Source organism: Sinorhizobium fredii, assembly GCF_002944405.1.
In the GTDB taxonomy this organism is placed as follows: Bacteria; Pseudomonadota; Alphaproteobacteria; order Rhizobiales; family Rhizobiaceae; genus Sinorhizobium; species Sinorhizobium fredii_C.
In genome coordinates, this window is record NZ_CP024307.1 from 2,750,864 (window position 1) to 2,766,641 (window position 15,778).

Annotated in this window: 14 protein-coding genes; 5 read left to right on the forward strand and 9 right to left on the reverse strand. The window is 64.2% G+C overall.

Translation table 11 applies throughout. The features are described from left to right. Positions 1-44 precede the first annotated feature (44 nt). From uraD to NXT3_RS13530, 4 genes are all read right to left on the reverse strand, one after another. Positions 45-548 (reverse strand): 2-oxo-4-hydroxy-4-carboxy-5-ureidoimidazoline decarboxylase, encoded by a 504-nt coding sequence (gene uraD, locus NXT3_RS13515; protein ID WP_037414789.1) that lies wholly within the window; start codon positions 546-548, stop codon positions 45-47. Next, entirely contained in the window at positions 548-1,477 is a 930-nt protein-coding gene (gene puuE / locus NXT3_RS13520; protein ID WP_037414786.1) for an allantoinase PuuE, read from the reverse strand. The genes uraD and puuE overlap by 1 nt, the downstream gene beginning before the upstream one ends. Positions 1,478-1,554: 77 nt before the next feature. Then, positions 1,555-2,367 carry a DUF1045 domain-containing protein gene (locus tag NXT3_RS13525; RefSeq protein ID WP_199773287.1) on the reverse strand — a complete coding sequence of 271 codons (813 nt, stop codon included), beginning with the start codon at positions 2,365-2,367 and terminating at the stop codon, positions 1,555-1,557. 76 nt (positions 2,368-2,443) lie between these two features. Next, entirely contained in the window at positions 2,444-3,574 is a 1,131-nt protein-coding gene (locus NXT3_RS13530; RefSeq protein WP_104839514.1) for an NAD(P)/FAD-dependent oxidoreductase, read from the reverse strand. Positions 3,575-3,613: 39 nt separating this feature from the next. Here NXT3_RS13530 and mnmD point away from each other — a divergent pair, with 39 nt between their 5' ends. Then, positions 3,614-4,330, forward strand: a complete 717-nt coding sequence (mnmD, locus tag NXT3_RS13535) for a tRNA (5-methylaminomethyl-2-thiouridine)(34)-methyltransferase MnmC2 (protein ID WP_104839515.1) — start codon at positions 3,614-3,616, stop codon at positions 4,328-4,330. 6 nt (positions 4,331-4,336) lie between these two features. Here mnmD and NXT3_RS13540 read toward each other — a convergent pair whose 3' ends face one another. After that, positions 4,337-4,789 carry a host attachment protein gene (locus NXT3_RS13540; RefSeq protein ID WP_037387508.1) on the reverse strand — a complete coding sequence of 151 codons (453 nt, stop codon included), beginning with the start codon at positions 4,787-4,789 and terminating at the stop codon, positions 4,337-4,339. A 658-nt stretch (positions 4,790-5,447) separates the two neighbouring features. On the opposite strand from NXT3_RS13540, the gene NXT3_RS13545 reads away from it, so the two are divergent. Then, positions 5,448-6,983: a DEAD/DEAH box helicase gene (locus NXT3_RS13545; protein ID WP_199773288.1), complete on the forward strand. Its 1,536-nt coding sequence runs from the start codon at positions 5,448-5,450 to the stop codon at positions 6,981-6,983. A 216-nt stretch (positions 6,984-7,199) separates the two neighbouring features. On the opposite strand, the gene NXT3_RS13555 is transcribed toward NXT3_RS13545, so the two are convergent. Both NXT3_RS13555 and NXT3_RS13560 read right to left on the reverse strand, forming a co-directional pair. Next, complete coding sequence (locus NXT3_RS13555; RefSeq protein ID WP_234828118.1) at positions 7,200-8,129, reverse strand: DMT family transporter; 930 nt, start codon at positions 8,127-8,129, stop codon at positions 7,200-7,202. Positions 8,130-8,235: 106 nt separating this feature from the next. Then, complete coding sequence (locus tag NXT3_RS13560; RefSeq protein ID WP_104839518.1) at positions 8,236-8,697, reverse strand: GyrI-like domain-containing protein; 462 nt, start codon at positions 8,695-8,697, stop codon at positions 8,236-8,238. Positions 8,698-9,024: 327 nt separating this feature from the next. Here NXT3_RS13560 and NXT3_RS13565 point away from each other — a divergent pair, with 327 nt between their 5' ends. Genes NXT3_RS13565 through NXT3_RS13575 form a run of 3 tightly spaced genes read left to right on the forward strand, consistent with a single transcriptional unit; the run spans position 9,025 to position 12,224 of the window. Continuing rightward, on the forward strand, positions 9,025-10,419 hold the full coding sequence (locus NXT3_RS13565) for a circularly permuted type 2 ATP-grasp protein (protein ID WP_179864728.1): 1,395 nt from the start codon (positions 9,025-9,027) through the stop codon (positions 10,417-10,419). A gap of 4 nt (positions 10,420-10,423) precedes the next feature. Continuing rightward, positions 10,424-11,365: an alpha-E domain-containing protein gene (locus NXT3_RS13570; RefSeq protein ID WP_097525198.1), complete on the forward strand. Its 942-nt coding sequence runs from the start codon at positions 10,424-10,426 to the stop codon at positions 11,363-11,365. A 16-nt stretch (positions 11,366-11,381) separates the two neighbouring features. Beyond that, positions 11,382-12,224: a transglutaminase family protein gene (locus tag NXT3_RS13575; RefSeq protein WP_037414772.1), complete on the forward strand. Its 843-nt coding sequence runs from the start codon at positions 11,382-11,384 to the stop codon at positions 12,222-12,224. A 226-nt stretch (positions 12,225-12,450) separates the two neighbouring features. Here NXT3_RS13575 and araD read toward each other — a convergent pair whose 3' ends face one another. Both araD and NXT3_RS13585 read right to left on the reverse strand, forming a co-directional pair. Further along, positions 12,451-14,196 (reverse strand): L-arabinonate dehydratase, encoded by a 1,746-nt coding sequence (araD, locus tag NXT3_RS13580; protein ID WP_037414769.1) that lies wholly within the window; start codon positions 14,194-14,196, stop codon positions 12,451-12,453. A gap of 95 nt (positions 14,197-14,291) precedes the next feature. Then, the gene (locus NXT3_RS13585) at positions 14,292-15,725 is read right to left on the reverse strand and encodes an aldehyde dehydrogenase family protein (RefSeq protein ID WP_097525197.1); all 1,434 of its coding nucleotides are present in this window, start codon (positions 15,723-15,725) and stop codon (positions 14,292-14,294) included. Positions 15,726-15,778 lie beyond the last annotated feature (53 nt).

Sequence of the window (15,778 nt, forward strand, 5' to 3'; positions counted from 1 at the left end):
GGAGGCCCGGGCGCGGTGCGGCGCCGGTAGGCGGAACGGTCTTGTCAGGCATTGTCATCTCCCGGAAGCATGGAACTGAGACGCAGCCGGGCGATCCGCTCCACCTGCGCGCAGGCGGTTTCAAATTCCTCTTCCGCGGAATTGTCAATCCGCTGCTCGAAGGCGGCGAGAATCTCCGCCTTCGTCAAACCCTTCACCGCGATAATGAAGGGAAAGCCGAATTTCTTGGTATAGGCGGCGTTGAGCTTCGTGAACTGCGCATGCTCTTTCGGCGAGAGCCGGTCGAGGCCCGCCGATGCCTGTTCGGACGTCGATTCCGCCGTGAGCTTGCCGGCAACGGCGAGCTTACCGGCTAGATCGGGATGGGCGCGCAGGACCGCCAGACGTTCTGCGGGCGATGCCGCGCGAAAAGCGTTGCAGAGGGCCGAATGGACGTTTCCGGCCGTCAATCCCGACGAGGCGGCATGGTCGAACGCACGCTCCGCCACCCAGGGGGAATGCTCGAAGATACCGCCGAAACGGCGGACGAAATCCTCGCGTTCCGACATCAACGCATTCCCTCCGGTCTGTGGTGTTCATACCAGTGGCGGGCGATATCGATGCGCCGCGGCACCCACACCTGATCGTGCGACAGGACGTAATCGATGAAGCGGCCGAGCGCCGCCGCTCGGCCCGGCCGGCCGACGAGACGACAATGCAGGCCGACATTCATCATCTTCGGGCTGCCTTCCTTGCCCTCCTCATAAAGCACGTCGAACGTGTCCTTGAGATAGGTGAAGAACTGGTCTCCCGAATTGAAGCCCTGATTGGTGGCAAAGCGCATGTCGTTGGCGTCGAGCGTGTAGGGGATGATGAGATGCGGCTTGTCGGGTGTCAGCCCCGGGACCCAATAAGGAAGTTCGTCCGCATAGGAATCGCAGGAATAGAGGAAGCCGCCCTCCTCCAGCACGAGCCTCAGCGTGTTGACCGAAGGCTTGCCCTGGTAGATGCCAAGCGGCCGCTCGCCCGTCAGCTCCGTATGGAGCCGCACGACCTCGCGAATATGCTCGCGCTCCACCTCCTCCGGAAAATCCCTGTATTCGAGCCAGCGCAGCCCGTGGCTGGCGATCTCCCAGCCGGCCTCCTTCATCGCCGCAACCGCCTCCAGGTTGCGGGCCATGGCAAGCGTCACGCCATAGACCGTTAGCGTCACGCCACGGCTCGTGAACATCCGCCACAGGCGCCAGAAACCGGCACGCGCGCCGTATTCGTAGATTGATTCCATGTTGAGGTTGCGCTGACCCGCCCAGGGCTGCGCGCCGACGATCTCCGACAGCAGGCACTCGGATGCCGGATCGCCATCGAGAATGCAGCTTTCGCCGCCCTCCTCGTAATTGAGGACGAACTGCACGGCGATGCGCGCATCGCCCGGCCAATGCGGCTGCGGCGGCGTGCGTCCATAGCCAACAAGGTCGCGCGGATAGGAAGTCTCGGCCATGAAATCACCTTCGATTTTCCGAGACGGTAGCACCGCGCAACGGATTGTCGAGATGAAAATGACGGCGCGAAAGGAGGTTAGCGGATTGCCGAAACGGAATTGGCCAGCAGCGGCGAAGCGCCGCCGGCGTCACCCGTTGACTTACCCGATAACTGAGGCTGCGCCGAGGACCGAACCGTCCTTTCGCTCCTTGGACGGACGGAAATCTTGCCGAGCGGATGCTGGGAATGGACCCGCATCGGCGCGCCCTTCTCCGCTTCGACGAACAAGGCGAGGCTTTCGACCGCAAGCGGCTTCGTCAGATGCGGTTCGAAGACTTCGCGCAACGGCGCCTCGAGGCCTCGTCCGGCTTCAGCACCCAAAGGACCAGTGAGCTTCATATGGAAGCGGTACTCTTCCATCACGAAGGGATCGCCCCACCGATGCAGATTCGTAAATTGCGGGGCAGTCAACCGGTCGGGATCGGAACGTTCGATTTCGTCCTCGCCGAGCGGCGCCCGAAAGCGGTCGAATGCCTGCAGGACCCGCGCGGCGAGCATATGCATCGCACGGCTCGGCACCGTCGGCGTCAGCCCCAGGCATTGCCCGAGGCGCGCCACCTCCAGCCGCTCGATCGCGAACGGCGTCTCGGCGCTGGTGAAGTGCATCAGACTTCTCAGCAGCTGCGCTTCATCGGCGCCTTCCGCGAGGCGGAAGGGCGCCATGATCATCGCGTGGAAGCCGAAGCGGCGCGGAACGGCCGTGTGGAAGGCGATCTCGGAAATGCGAAGGCCGGCGATCGACGGCGGCTCGACGGGTTCGCCCGAATAGACGCTGCGGCCAAGCCAGCTTGCCGCCGCCGCGGACAGCGGGTCGCCCATCGGCGGCGTAAAACAAATGGCGTACCGCATTGCAAGGCTCCGAAATTCGGTTCGATAGCCGCCTCTTAGGTGATTTGCGTGACAGATTGACGAAGTGGAATGGGGGCTACTGCAACGCCGCGATATGGGTTTCGCACCGGAAGGATTGCGGCAGTTCGGCGGTCCTGCGCCCGGCAATCTCGTCGATGACGAAGCCCGCCAGAACATGTGCCAGTCCAAAACTGACCTTGAAGCCGCCCGTCAGCACCGACAGCCTTTCATATTCCGGATGGCGGCCGACCATCGGCTCCCGGCCCGTGGCCTTGGGGCGCAGACCGGCCCAGCGTTCGATCACCGGTGCATCGCGCAGCAGCGGGGTGAGTGCAACGGCGCGTTCGATCAGCGCATCCAGTTGCGCGTCCGTCGAGAAGGGCTCGGCGAATCGGTTCTCGCTGGTGCTGCCGACGGCCACAAGGCCGTCCTCATGCGGAACGATGTAGAGCCCGTCGGTGAAGATGATCGGCGCGGCCGGATCAATATCGGCGCGGAGCAGCGCCGCTTGCCCCTTGACGGGGCCGCCGCTCGCCGCCTGCGGCCGCTCCGCCAACCGATCGACCAGCGGAAAACTCGCGACACCGGCGGCGAGGATGCAATGCCCGAACGCGACCTCGCGGCCCTCGAAGAGTGCTAGCCGAGCGTGCAGCGGGTCGATCGACAAAACGTCGGCGCCCTCTTCGATCTGGACATGAGGAAATGCATCGAGTGCCGCCCGCAAGGTCGCCAGCAGCCTGCGCGGCGCCACGCGTGCGGCAAGCGTGTCCTGGACGAGGCCGAAGGGTGCGGCGTTCGCTGCCGGCCAGCCGCCGGTATCGGCGTCGCGGACGTACCAATGATACCGCTGGTCGCCAGCGACCCAGTGCCGCTCCGCGTCCTGCTGGTGGCCGAGCGCGATATCGCGCAGATGCTGTCTGCCGAGCGGCATGATCCGGCCCGAGCGGCGATAGCCCGCCGATAGACCCGTCTCGCCCTCGAGCCGGGCAATCTCGCCCTCCAGCGAAACAAGCGCATCGAACTGGAACTGTTTCTTCGCGTTCCAGCGGTCCGGCATGTGCGGCATCAGCGCTCCGAGCAGGCCGCCGCTTGCGCCTGCACCGATCCCCTTCCGCTCGAGGAGGCGCGTCTCGATGCCGGCACGGCCGGCCATGAGCGCCGCCCAGAGCCCCATGATACCGCCACCAACGATCAAAACTTCGCTCATCGATTGACCTTACCCCGCCGCAAGTCTATCGCCATCGCCATGACAGAGACCGATCTCCGCCAGAACCCGCCGACCGCAAGCCAGAGCCTTGAATGGCATGCGGGCGATATGCCCTATTCGGTGGAATTTGGCGATCACTTTTACTGCCGCACTGACGGCCGGCTGGAATGCGGCCATGTCTTTCTTTCGGGCAACAGGCTGCCCGCGCGCTGGAGCGCAGGCGGGACCTTTACGATCGGCGAGCTCGGCTTCGGCACCGGCCTGAACTTCTGCGAGACCTGGCGGCAATGGAAAGAGGCACAGGTCCCCGATGGCCGGCTACACTTCGTCTCCTTCGAGCGCTTCCCGATGCGCGCCGGCGAAATCGACCGGGCACTCGCCCATTGGCGGGAGATCGACGCCGAGCGCCGCGCGCTTGTCGCCCCTTGGCCGGATGCGCCGGCCGGCCGGATCGACATCGACTTCGACGGCGTGCGTCTCACCGTCGTCTGCGGCATGGCGCTCCAGGGCGTTGCCCAAACGCGGGAAAGTTTCGACGCCTGGTTTCTCGACGGCTTCGCCCCGTCGCGGAACCCCGACATGTGGTCGCAGGAACTCATGCAGGCGGTTTTCGACAAAACCGTCAAAGGCGGCACCTTCGCCACCTATGCGGCGGCAGGTTTCGTCCGCCGCAATCTCGCTGCGGCCGGCTTCGTGGTCGAGCGCCTTCCGGGCTTCGCCGGCAAACGCGAAATGCTGCGCGGCGATAAGCCCTGAAGCGATCTAGCCGGGAAAGACCACCGACTTGACCGTGGCGATCAGTTGCTCGGTCGGCACCGCCACGCAATTCCGGTCGATCTCGGCGACGGTCTTTTCCTTGACCTGATGGGAGAGCAGCTTCCTGAGGTCGCCCAAGGTCTTCGGCGCGGCGCAGATCACCAGGTTCTCGAAGGCGTTTTCCAGCGCATAGTGGTCGAGCTTCCCGGCAATCTCGACGGCGAAGCGGTGCTGTTCCTCGCGAACCGGATCGCTGCTGTATTCCATGGCCGAGCGGCCGTGTCCGACCGACGAATGGCTGCGGCCCGGCTTGTCGGCCATGATGTCCTGAGCGCGCCTCGCCTCGATCTCGTAGGATTCCACCTCCGGCTGCTGATGCCCGTCCTTCAGCAAGTTGACGTCCTTGACGATGCGCGCGGCGTTGCCATCGGCTGCCAGTATCCAAATCCGGTTCCGCACTGGTTCCTCTCCTGTATCTCGATTGGCAGATAGGTCGGCGAAGACTAAAGGGATGGAACGGCTGAAGCCGCGTCAGGTTCCCGAATCGCCGAGCGTCCAATTTTTGTCCAGCTTCACACGGCTTGGTTGCGAACGCAGCTGAGCATCGAAACCGGGTTTCGGCGCCGGCCCGTATCGCTCCCGCTCCTGCCGAACTGGACCACGCAATTCCTGCAATATGCGCACCCGGCCTAGCCGAGATGCCGGGGGCCGAGCCGCAGAATTGTACGCTCCGGCGCCTGTTCTGCAAGCTTTCATCCATGATGCTTGGCCGATCCTGGCCATGACGAACTTTCCTGAACGCCGGCCTTCGAGAAGGCTGCTGCGGCGGGCCAATCTCGCACATGCAAAAGATGCCGCTTGACTTTTCGGGCCAAAACAACGACATGGACAGCGCGTCACCTTCCGGCCGCCGCGTGAGCGCGCCCTCGGCAAACACTTCGAGCCGTGAAGAAGGAATAGCGCGAGACATCGCCGCAACCGGCGGCAGCACAGGCGCTTGACGATTTTCTCTAAACCACAAGTTCCCAATTCACGCGGGGTTCTTGACGCCAGACGACACCGGAATTGCAAGAGGCGATTCCGGCGCATGCGTTTGGCGCCCCGAAAGGTATATCCATTGTCCACTTTCAAAGACCTCGGCCTATCGCAGCAGATCCTGGCGACCCTCTCCGCCAATGCCTTCGAAAAGCCGACGCCCATCCAGATGCAGGCCATCCCGCTTGTTCTCAAGGGTCATGATCTCATCGGTCTTGCCCAGACGGGCACCGGCAAGACCGCCGCCTTCGGTCTGCCGATGATCGAGAAGCTTCTCGCCGATGGCGGGCGCGCCGACCCGCGCAACATCCGCGCGCTCGTGCTGGCCCCCACCCGCGAACTGGTCAATCAGATCGCCACCAACCTTAAGCTTTTCGTGAGAAAGAGCCCGCTGAAGATCGGCGTCGTTGTCGGCGGCGTCTCGATCAACAAGCAGACCGAACAGCTCGCCCGGGGCGTCGACATTCTCGTCGCAACGCCCGGCCGCCTGCTCGACCTCGTCGCCCGCAAGGCCGTGACGCTGACGCAAGGGCGCTACCTCGTGCTCGACGAGGCCGATCAGATGCTCGACCTCGGATTCATCCACGATCTGCGCAAGATCTCGAAGCTGGTGCCGAAGAACCGCCAGACGCTGCTCTTCTCCGCGACCATGCCGAAGCAGATTGCCGAACTCGCCGGCGAGTATCTGACCGATCCGCTCAAGGTCGAGGTAACGCCGCCCGGCAAGGCCGCCGACAAGGTCGAGCAATATGTCCATTTTGTCCCCGGCAAGGACCTGAAGACGACGATCCTCAAGAAATCGCTGACCGACAATCCCGATGGTCTGTCACTGGTCTTCAGCCGCACGAAGCACGGTGCCGAGAAGCTGATGAAGCATCTCGACCATGTCGGCTTCAAGGCCGCCTCGATCCACGGCAATAAGAGCCAGGGCCAGCGCGAGCGCGCGCTGAAGGCGTTCCGCGACGGCGAAATCCGCGTGCTCGTCGCGACCGACGTCGCCGCACGCGGCATCGACATTCCGGGTGTGACCCATGTTTACAACTACGATCTGCCGGAAGTGCCGGACGCCTATGTGCATCGCATCGGCCGCACCGCCCGTAATGGCCGCGACGGCATTGCGATCGCCTTCTGCTCACCGGACGAAATCCGCCTGCTGCGCGACATCGAAAAGCTGATGGGCATCCAGATCGCCGTCGCCAGCGGCGAGGCGCCGGCCGACCAGGCTCGTCCCTCCAAGGGTCGCGGCGGTCGCGGCAACGACCAGCAGCGCGGCAATGGCGGTGGTCAACATCGCGGCAGCGGCGGCGGCCAGCGCCGCGACGGAGCTCAGCGCCCGCAGCGTCCCGCGCGGGAGCCGGCAACAAGCGGGTTTGCAGGCGACGAACTGCTGCGCGACGATCGTCCGCAGAAGAGCGAGCGCCGCGATCACCGGGCCGCCGGCCAAGGCCACCACGACGGCCGGCCGGAGGGCAACCGCAATCACGAAAACCGCAAGCACCATGGCCGCCCCGGCCCGAAGCATGACGGCCGGCGCCAGGGCGACGGGCAGCCCGGCAATCGCCGCGGGCGCGGTCAAGGCATGCGCCGCGCAGACAATGGCGGCGGCCGCCAGGGCTGAGCCGCCTGCGATAACAGTGACCCTTGCGCCTGCGAAAGGACGCGAGGGTCGCTGCAGATATTTCCTACTGCATGTCTCCGGCCGCGGGCCTGACCTCCACCTTGGCGCGACCTGCGTCGAGACCACCAAGCGTTTCATCGTGGTGCGCAACGTTCTCGGGAAACAGCAAGGCCCCGAATCCGCGCTCGTCTGAGCTCTCGCATACGCTGCGCTGCTCTATTTCGCTGAGCCTGCCGCAACATTGATTGCGCGTTCGCCTGCCGGCGCCGCGCTATCGGTCTTGCGGTTGGTGAGATAGACGCCCGTCACCGCGATGATGGTTCCGACGATCATCGGCCAGGTCAGGGCTTCGCCGAAGAAGAGCGCCGCCTGGACCGCCGCGAGCGGCGGCACCAGATAGATGAGCGATGCGGCGCGCGAGACCTGGCCGCGGCGGATGAGATAGAGCAGGAGCGCGATCGCCCCCATCGACAGGCCGAGGACCGACCATGCAAGCGCTGCGACGAGCTCGAGGTTCCAGGTGACGCGCAGATCCTCGAGCATCAGGGCCAACGGCACGGTGACGACCAGGGCGCCGACATATTGCAGGGCGGCGATCGACCGAATGTCACCGTTTTGCAGATATCGCTTCTGGTAGAGCGTGCCATAGGTCACCGCCGCCATGCCGAGGACGTTGACGGCCACCGGCAGGAAATGAATGGGCGTCGAGGCGGTGTCGAGCGCCAGCGTCTTCGGCAAGACGGCAAGTGCGATGCCGCAAAAGCCGAGCACCAAACCGAGCCGCTGCTGCCGGCTGAGATTCTCGCCGATCAGGAACGGCGCGACCGCCGCCGTCATCAACGGCTGCAGCCCGGCGATGATGCCGGATATGGCCGCGGGCACCCCCTGCCCGATCGCCCACCATACGGCGCCAAGATAGAGGCCGTGCAGGAAGATCCCCGACACAATCGCGTGGCCGATCAGGCTCCAGGAGCGGGGCCAGCGCGCGCCGGTCGCGGCGCAGAAGCCGACGAAGAGCAGGATCGCCACGCTGTAGCGCAGCGCCAGGAAGGTCAGCGGATCGGCGAAAAATGCAGCATATTTCGCCACCACCCAGCCCGTCGACCAGAGCAGCACGAAAATGGCCGGGGCCAGGCGGGCAAGCATCATAGGTGTTTTTCCCGATCGAGGCGGACCTCGATGAGCGAGACCGTCGCCGCGGCGATAGACCGCGTGCCGCCCCTGGTCAAAGCAATTTTTCTGATGGTTGCGATCAGCGAATTGGAACCATCAGTCGCAGAGAGGAGGCAGACGGGGAGACGAAGCCGGGCGCGTATTCTTCGCGGTAGTGTAGATGGGTCTGATCGACGACGTGGCCCGCAGCCGCAATCCACTCGAACATCTTGCGGTACTGAACGAAAACATCTCCTCCTTCAGGGTGGTGCATCGTCGTCGCAAAGCGCATGGCCGGCAGGTCCATGTAGTCGGGCGCTGCAAAGGTCTCGCGATCTTCTCCGGCATAGCCGATCAGATAGGTGAAGCCCTCCGGCCGGACATTCCAGGAGAGGCCTATAAGGGCGGCGTGATCGCGCGGATGCGTGCGGCGTCGATGCTCCTGCGTCTCGGCGATCAGCCGGTGGATGGCGCCGTCGGCCGCTTCGATGAATGTGCCGTCCCAGAGGCGGCCGGTAACCCGTTGCGCCGGCCGTTCGGCGATCTCGTATATTGCGTCCATGCCGTCACCGCCTTGCCGTCACCACCTGACCAGCGCCGATATCTTATTCCTGCCGCATCGATGAACAAGATCGGCAAACAAGGCTTCCACCGAGACCGCAACCTGCGGTGGGGCGCCAAATAATCAGGCATCTGCCCATTTCCAAATCAGCAGGAGAAATCCGGCACGCATAAATCGCAAGCCGGAGAGACGAAAGCGCCTTCAATTTACGGACCGGCGCAAGCCGAAAATTCTTCGCGCGCGACTGTGCACGCTTCTTGCATTGCGGCAACCGTTGTACTCAAATGGACAAAAATAAGGGGATCTACGCCTTTGGCATTTGACGAAATGATCAATGCGGACAGCAGTCCGCGCCAGCCATATTCGACCTATCATCAATGGTATGCCAGCCAGGACAGAAACCGGCTCATAGCGAAATCGAGAGAAGCCGAGAACATCTTCCGCAAGACGGGCATTACTTTCGCAGTCTACGGACACGCCGATTCATCCGAAAAGCTCATCCCCTTCGATCTCATTCCCCGCATCATATCCGGACGTGAATGGCGACGCCTCGCCCAGGGCATCGAACAGCGCGTCATTGCGCTTAACGCCTTTCTGGACGACATTTACCACAAGCAGGAAATCATCCGCGCCGGCCGGCTCCCGCGCGAACTGATCGAGAAGAACGATGCCTTCCTGCCGCAGATGATCGGCTTCCGGCCGCCGGGAGGCGTCTATACCCACATCGTCGGCACCGACATCGTGCGCACCGGCGAAGACCAGTTCTACGTGCTCGAAGACAACGCCCGCACGCCTTCCGGTGTCAGCTACATGCTGGAAAACCGGGAAACCATGATGCAGATGTTCCCGGAGCTCTTCCACCAGAACCGCGTGCGGCCGGTGGAGAACTATCCCTATCTGCTGCGCCAGAGCCTGTCGTCACTGGCGCCCGCCGGCTGCGCCGGCAAGCCGCGCGTCGCCGTGCTTACCCCCGGCATCTACAATTCCGCCTTCTACGAGCACGCCTTCCTCGCCGACATGATGGGCGTCGAACTGGTGGAAGGGTCGGACCTCAGGGTCATCGACGGCAAGGTGAAGATGCGCACGACGCGCGGTTACGAGGCGATCGACGTGCTCTACCGGCGCGTCGACGACGATTTTCTCGACCCCTTGACCTTCCGACCGGATTCCGCGCTCGGCATTCCCGGCATCATGGACGTCTATCGCGCCGGCAACATCACCATCGCCAATGCGCCGGGCACCGGCATTTCCGACGACAAGGCGATCTATTCCTACATGCCGGAAATCGTCGAGTTCTATACCGGCCGCAAGCCGTTGCTCGAAAACGTCCCCACCTGGCGCTGCTCGGAACCGCAGAGCCTCAAATACGTGCTCGAACATCTGGAAGAGCTCGTCGTCAAGGAAGTGCACGGCTCCGGCGGCTACGGCATGCTCGTCGGCCCGACGGCGACCAAGAAGGAGCGTGCCGCCTTCGCCGAGAAGCTCAAGGAGCGCCCCGGCAACTACATCGCCCAGCCGACATTGTCGCTCTCGACCGTGCCGATCCTCGTCAACAAGGGCATCGCGCCCCGGCACGTCGACTTGCGTCCCTATGTGCTCGTTTCCGACAAGGTGCAAATCATTCCCGGCGGGCTGACGCGTGTCGCCCTGAAGGAGGGCTCGCTGGTGGTGAATTCCAGCCAGGGCGGCGGCACCAAGGACACCTGGGTACTGGAGGACTGAGGCCATGCTGGGAAGAACTGCGAACGGCCTCTACTGGATGTTCCGCTATATCGAGCGCGCCGAGAACAGCGCCCGGCTGATCGACGCGGGCCTGCGCATGTCGCTGACCCGCAGCGAATCGAGCGAGGGCGACTGGGACGGCGTGCTGCAGAGCGCCGGCGTGCGCGAGCTCTATGACGAGGTGCACGACACGCTGACCAGCAGCGACGCCATCGATTTCCTGCTGCGCGACCGGGCCAATCCGTCAAGCGTCATGTCCTGCATCGAGGCGGGCCGCCACAACGCCCGCATGGTCCGCACGGCGCTGACCCGCGAGACCTGGGAAGCCACCAACGAATGCTGGATCGAGCTGAAGGCGATGCTCGCCAAGAAGGCGCGGCCGGCCGACATGCCGGAGATCATCGACGCCATCAAACGCCGCGCCGGCCTCATCCGCGGCGCCTTCCACGGCACGATGCTCCGCAACGAGATCTTCAACTTCTCGCGCATCGGCACCTTCATCGAGCGGGCCGACAACACCGCGCGCATCCTCGACGTGAAGTACTACGTGCTGCTGCCGGCGGTCTCCGCCGTCGGATCGTCGGTGGACAACGTCCAGTGGGAATCGATCCTACGCTCCGTCTCGGCGCACCGCGCCTATGGCTGGGTCTATGATGCGGAACTGAGGCCGGCCAATATCGCCGATTTCCTGATCTCGAACGGCCGCATGCCGCGCTCGCTCGCCTATTGCTACGAAAAGATCGTCAGCAATCTCGGTTATCTGTCGCGCGAATATGGCGAGAGGCATGCCGCTCACGAGACCGCCGAGGAAACGCTCGCTTCGCTCCGCAGCCAGTCGATCAGCGACATCATGGACCGGGGCCTGCACGAATATCTGGAAGAGTTCATCAGCCACAACAACCGTCTCGGCCAGGAAATAACCGACGGCTACCGGTTTTACCAATGAGGTCCGGGAGAGTGGAATGCACCTGAAAATCAGCCACACGACCGAATACCATTACGACGAACCGGTGCCCTATGCGCTGCAGCGGCTGCGGCTGACGCCGACGACGCAGCCCGGCCAGAGGGTGTTGAACTGGCGCACGCTCGTCGAAGGCGCGGTGGTCGAGGTCAGCTACGATGACCATTTCGGCAACCGCACGCATCTCGTCAACGTCGACGCGGATCGGACGACCTTGCGGATCGAGGCGAGCGGTGAAGTGGATACGGAAGACCGGGCCGGCGTCTTCGGAGCGCACCAGTCCTATGTGCCGCTCTGGCTCTATGCCCGCGAAACACCGCTCAGCGAGGCGGGCAAGCTGGTCCGCGAGCTGGCGAAATCGGCCGAGGGCGCAACGGATCTCGAGCGCATGCACGCGCTGATGGGGACGATTCACGAGGCGGTCGCCTACGAGCCCGGCGAGACCCATGCCGGTACCACCGCCGAGGAGGCGCTCGAGCGCGGCAAGGGCGTCTGCCAGGACCACGCCCACATCCTCGTCTCGGCCGCCCGAACGCTTGGCCTGCCGGCCCGCTACGTCTCGGGCTATCTGCTGACCGAAGGCCATCCCGAGCAGACCGCGAGCCATGCCTGGGCCGATGTGCACCTGCCCGGTCTCGGCTGGGTCGGCTTCGATCCGGCAAACAAGATCTGCCCCGACGAACGCTATGTCCGAGTCGCCACCGGCCTCTGCTACCGCGATGCCGCGCCGATATCCGGGCTGGTGCATGGCGTCGCCAGCGAGACGTTGAAAGTCACCGTAACGGTGGAACGGCAAGGGCAGACGCAAAGCCACGGCGAGCAGAGCCAACGCCAGAGTCAGTAAGCCGAAAATCAGGGAATCACCGCCGGCGGCGGCCCCTCATCCGGCCTACTGGCCACCTTCTCCCCACAAGCGGGGCGAAGGAGACTCGCGGCGAACGCTTGCCCAATAGTCCGCAGGAACAGCGACAACGGCCCCTACGAACCCTCTCCCCGCAGGCGGGGAGAGGGTTCGGGTGAGGGGCAACTACGGCACCCGAAGCCGAAACGGTGGTCGCTGTTCAGCCCCGTCAGTGGCTGTCGCGGTCCATCGGGATGCGATCGCCGCGCGGCCCGACGAGGAAGTCGAGATCGGCACCGCTATCGGCCTGCATGACGGTCTTGATATAGAGGCCGCCATAGCCGCCGGTGAGCGGCTTGACCGGCGACACCCAGGCCGCACGGCGGCGGGCGAGCTCCTCGTCGGAGACATGCAGGTGCATCGTGCGGTTCGGGATGTCGACCTCGATCAGGTCGCCGTTCTGAACGAGCGCCAGCGGCCCGCCCTCGGCCGCTTCCGGTGCCGTGTGGAGAATGACGGTGCCGTAGGCCGTGCCCGACATGCGCGCATCGGAAATGCGGATCATGTCGGTGATGCCCTTCTTCAGGACCTTGGGCGGCAGGCCCATATTGCCGACCTCGGCCATGCCGGGGTAGCCCTTCGGACCGCAATATTTCAGCACCATGACGCAGGTCTCGTCGATGTCGAGGTCCTCGCGGTTGATGCGGGCGTGGTAGTCCTCGATGCTTTCGAAGACGACAGCGCGGCCCTTGTGCTGCATCAGATGCGGCGAGGCGGCCGAGGGCTTCAGGACGGCGCCGCGGGGCGCCAGATTGCCGCGCAGCACCGCAATGCCGCCGGATTTCGTCAGTGCCTTTTCCCGGGGCAGGATCACGTCTTCGTTGTAGTTCGTTACGCCCTTGACGTCGTTCCAGATCGTGTCGCCGCTGACAGTGATGGCGTCGTTGTGGAGCAGCCCCATCTCGGCGACCGCCTTGATGACCACCGGCAGGCCGCCGGCATAATAGAACTCTTCCATCAGGTACTTGCCGGAGGGCTGCAGGTTGACGATGGTCGGCACGTCGCGACCGAGCCTGTCCCAGTCGTCGAGCGAAAGATCGACGCCGATGCGGCCGGCAAGCGCCAGCAGATGCAGCACCGCATTGGTAGAGCCGCCGACCGCGCCGTTGACGCGGATGGCGTTCTCGAAGGCTTGCTTGGTGAGGATGTCGGAGGGCCTCAGGTCTTCCTTGACCATCTCGACGATGCGGCGGCCGGTGAGCTGCGAAATCACCCGGCGGCGGGCGTCGACGGCCGGGATCGCGGCATTGCCGGAGAGCGTCATGCCGAGCGCTTCGGCCATCGACGCCATCGTCGAGGCCGTGCCCATGGTCATACAGCTTCCCGCAGAACGAGCCATGCCCTGCTCGGCATCCATGAATTCTTCGAGGCTCATTTCGCCGGATTTGACCATTTCCGAGAACTGCCAGATCGCCGTGCCGGAACCAACGTCCTTGCCGCGCCACTTGCCGTTCAGCATCGGGCCGCCGGAGACGACGATCGCCGGAATATCGACGCTAGCCGCGCCCATCAGCAGGCTGGGGGTCGTCTTGTCGCAGCCGCCGAGCAGCACGACGCCATCGACCGGATTGCCGCGGATCGCCTCTTCGACGTCCATTGCCGCGAGGTTGCGGAACATCATCGCCGTCGGGCGAAGCGTGCTTTCGCCAGTCGAGAAGACCGGGAATTCCACCGGAAAGCCGCCGGCCTCGTAGACACCGCGCTTCACCCGCTCCGCAAGGTCGCGCAGATGCGCGTTGCAGGGCGTGAGTTCCGACCAGGTGTTGCAGATGCCGATGATCGGCCGGCCGTCGAAGGTGTCGGCAGGCAGCCCCTGGTTCTTCATCCAGGAGCGGTGCATGATGGCATTCTTGCCCGTACCGCCGAACCAGTCCTGCGAACGCAGCTTGCGCGGCCACTCAGCTTTCTTCTTCATTTCTTCCTTCCTTCGGGCCCATGGGTGCGGGCTGGAGAACGATGGCTTTGCAGCGGGATGAGGATGGCACTTGCCTCCTCATCCCGCTCTTGGGCTTAAGCCAGCGTGTAGGCTGTCTTGACGGTTGTGTAGAATTCGGCGGCGTATTTGCCCTGTTCGCGCGGGCCATAGGAGGAGCCCTTGCGGCCGCCGAACGGCACGTGGAAATCGACGCCGGCGGTCGGCAGGTTGACCATCACCATGCCGGCCTCGGCATTGCGCTTGAAATGCGTCGCATGCTTGAGGCTGGTCGTGGCAATCCCGGAGGAGAGCCCGAACGGCGTGTCGTTGGCGACGGCGAGCGCCTCGTCGTAATCCTTGACGCGGATGACCGCGGCGACCGGCCCGAAGATTTCTTCACGCGAGATCCGCATCGCATTCGTCGCCTCGGTGAATAGCGCCGGCTGCAGATAGAAGCCGGGCGTGTCGCGCGAAATGACCTCGCCGCCGAAGGCGAGCTTCGCGCCTTCTTGTCTGCCGATGGCGATATAGTCGGTGTCCTGGTTCAGCTGGCTCTGGTCGACGACCGGGCCGATATGGGTGCCGGCCTTCAGCGCGTCGTCGACGACGAGGCCCTGCATGCGCTCACCCATTGCCGCGACGAACTTGTCGTGGATGCCCTCGGTGACGATGATCCGCGACGAGGCGGTGCAGCGCTGGCCGGTCGAGAAGAAGGCGGAGTTGACCGCCGCCTCGACGGCGACCGGAAGATCGGCGTCGTCGAGGACGACAAACGGGTTCTTGCCGCCCATCTCCAGCTGGAACTTGCGATTGTGCTCGACCGAGGCCATGGCGACGCGCTTGCCGGTGCCCACGGATCCGGTGAAGGTGATCGCCTGGACATCCGGGCTTTCGAGCATCGCCTGTCCGACGACCGAGCCCTTGCCCATGACGAGGTTCAGCACGCCCTTCGGCAGGCCGGCGCGATGCAGGATGTCGACGATCGCGTGAGCGCAGCCCGGGACGAGTTCGGCTGGCTTGAAGACGATGGTGTTGCCGTAGCAAAGTGCCGGGGCGATCTTCCAGGCCGGAATGGCGATCGGGAAGTTCCACGGCGTGATGATGCCGACGACGCCGACTGCCTCGCGGGTGATTTCGACGCCGATGTTCGGACGCACCGAGGGCAGCGTCTCGCCGGCGAGACGTAAGGCTTCGCCGGCGAAGAAGTCGAAGATCTGACCGGCCCGCACCGTCTCGCCAATGCCTTCGGCGAGCGTCTTGCCTTCCTCGCGCGACAGCAGCCGGCCAAGTTCGTCCTTGCGGGCGAGGATTTCGTCAGCGGTCTTTCTCAAGATAGCGTGGCGCTCGAGGATGCCGGAGCGCGACCAGGCCGGAAACGCCGCCTTGGCCGCGGCGATCGCGGCTGAAGCATCGTCGGCGGTGGCACGGGCATATTCGCCGATGACGTCGTTGGTGTTCGAGGGATTGACATTGGCGACGCCGTCGCTGCCGACCCATTCGCCGGCAATGAGATTCTGGTGAAGTGTCATGGGCTTCAGCCTCCTTGTCTTCTTGTCGCAAGGGGCCGCCCGTCGCGGCCCGA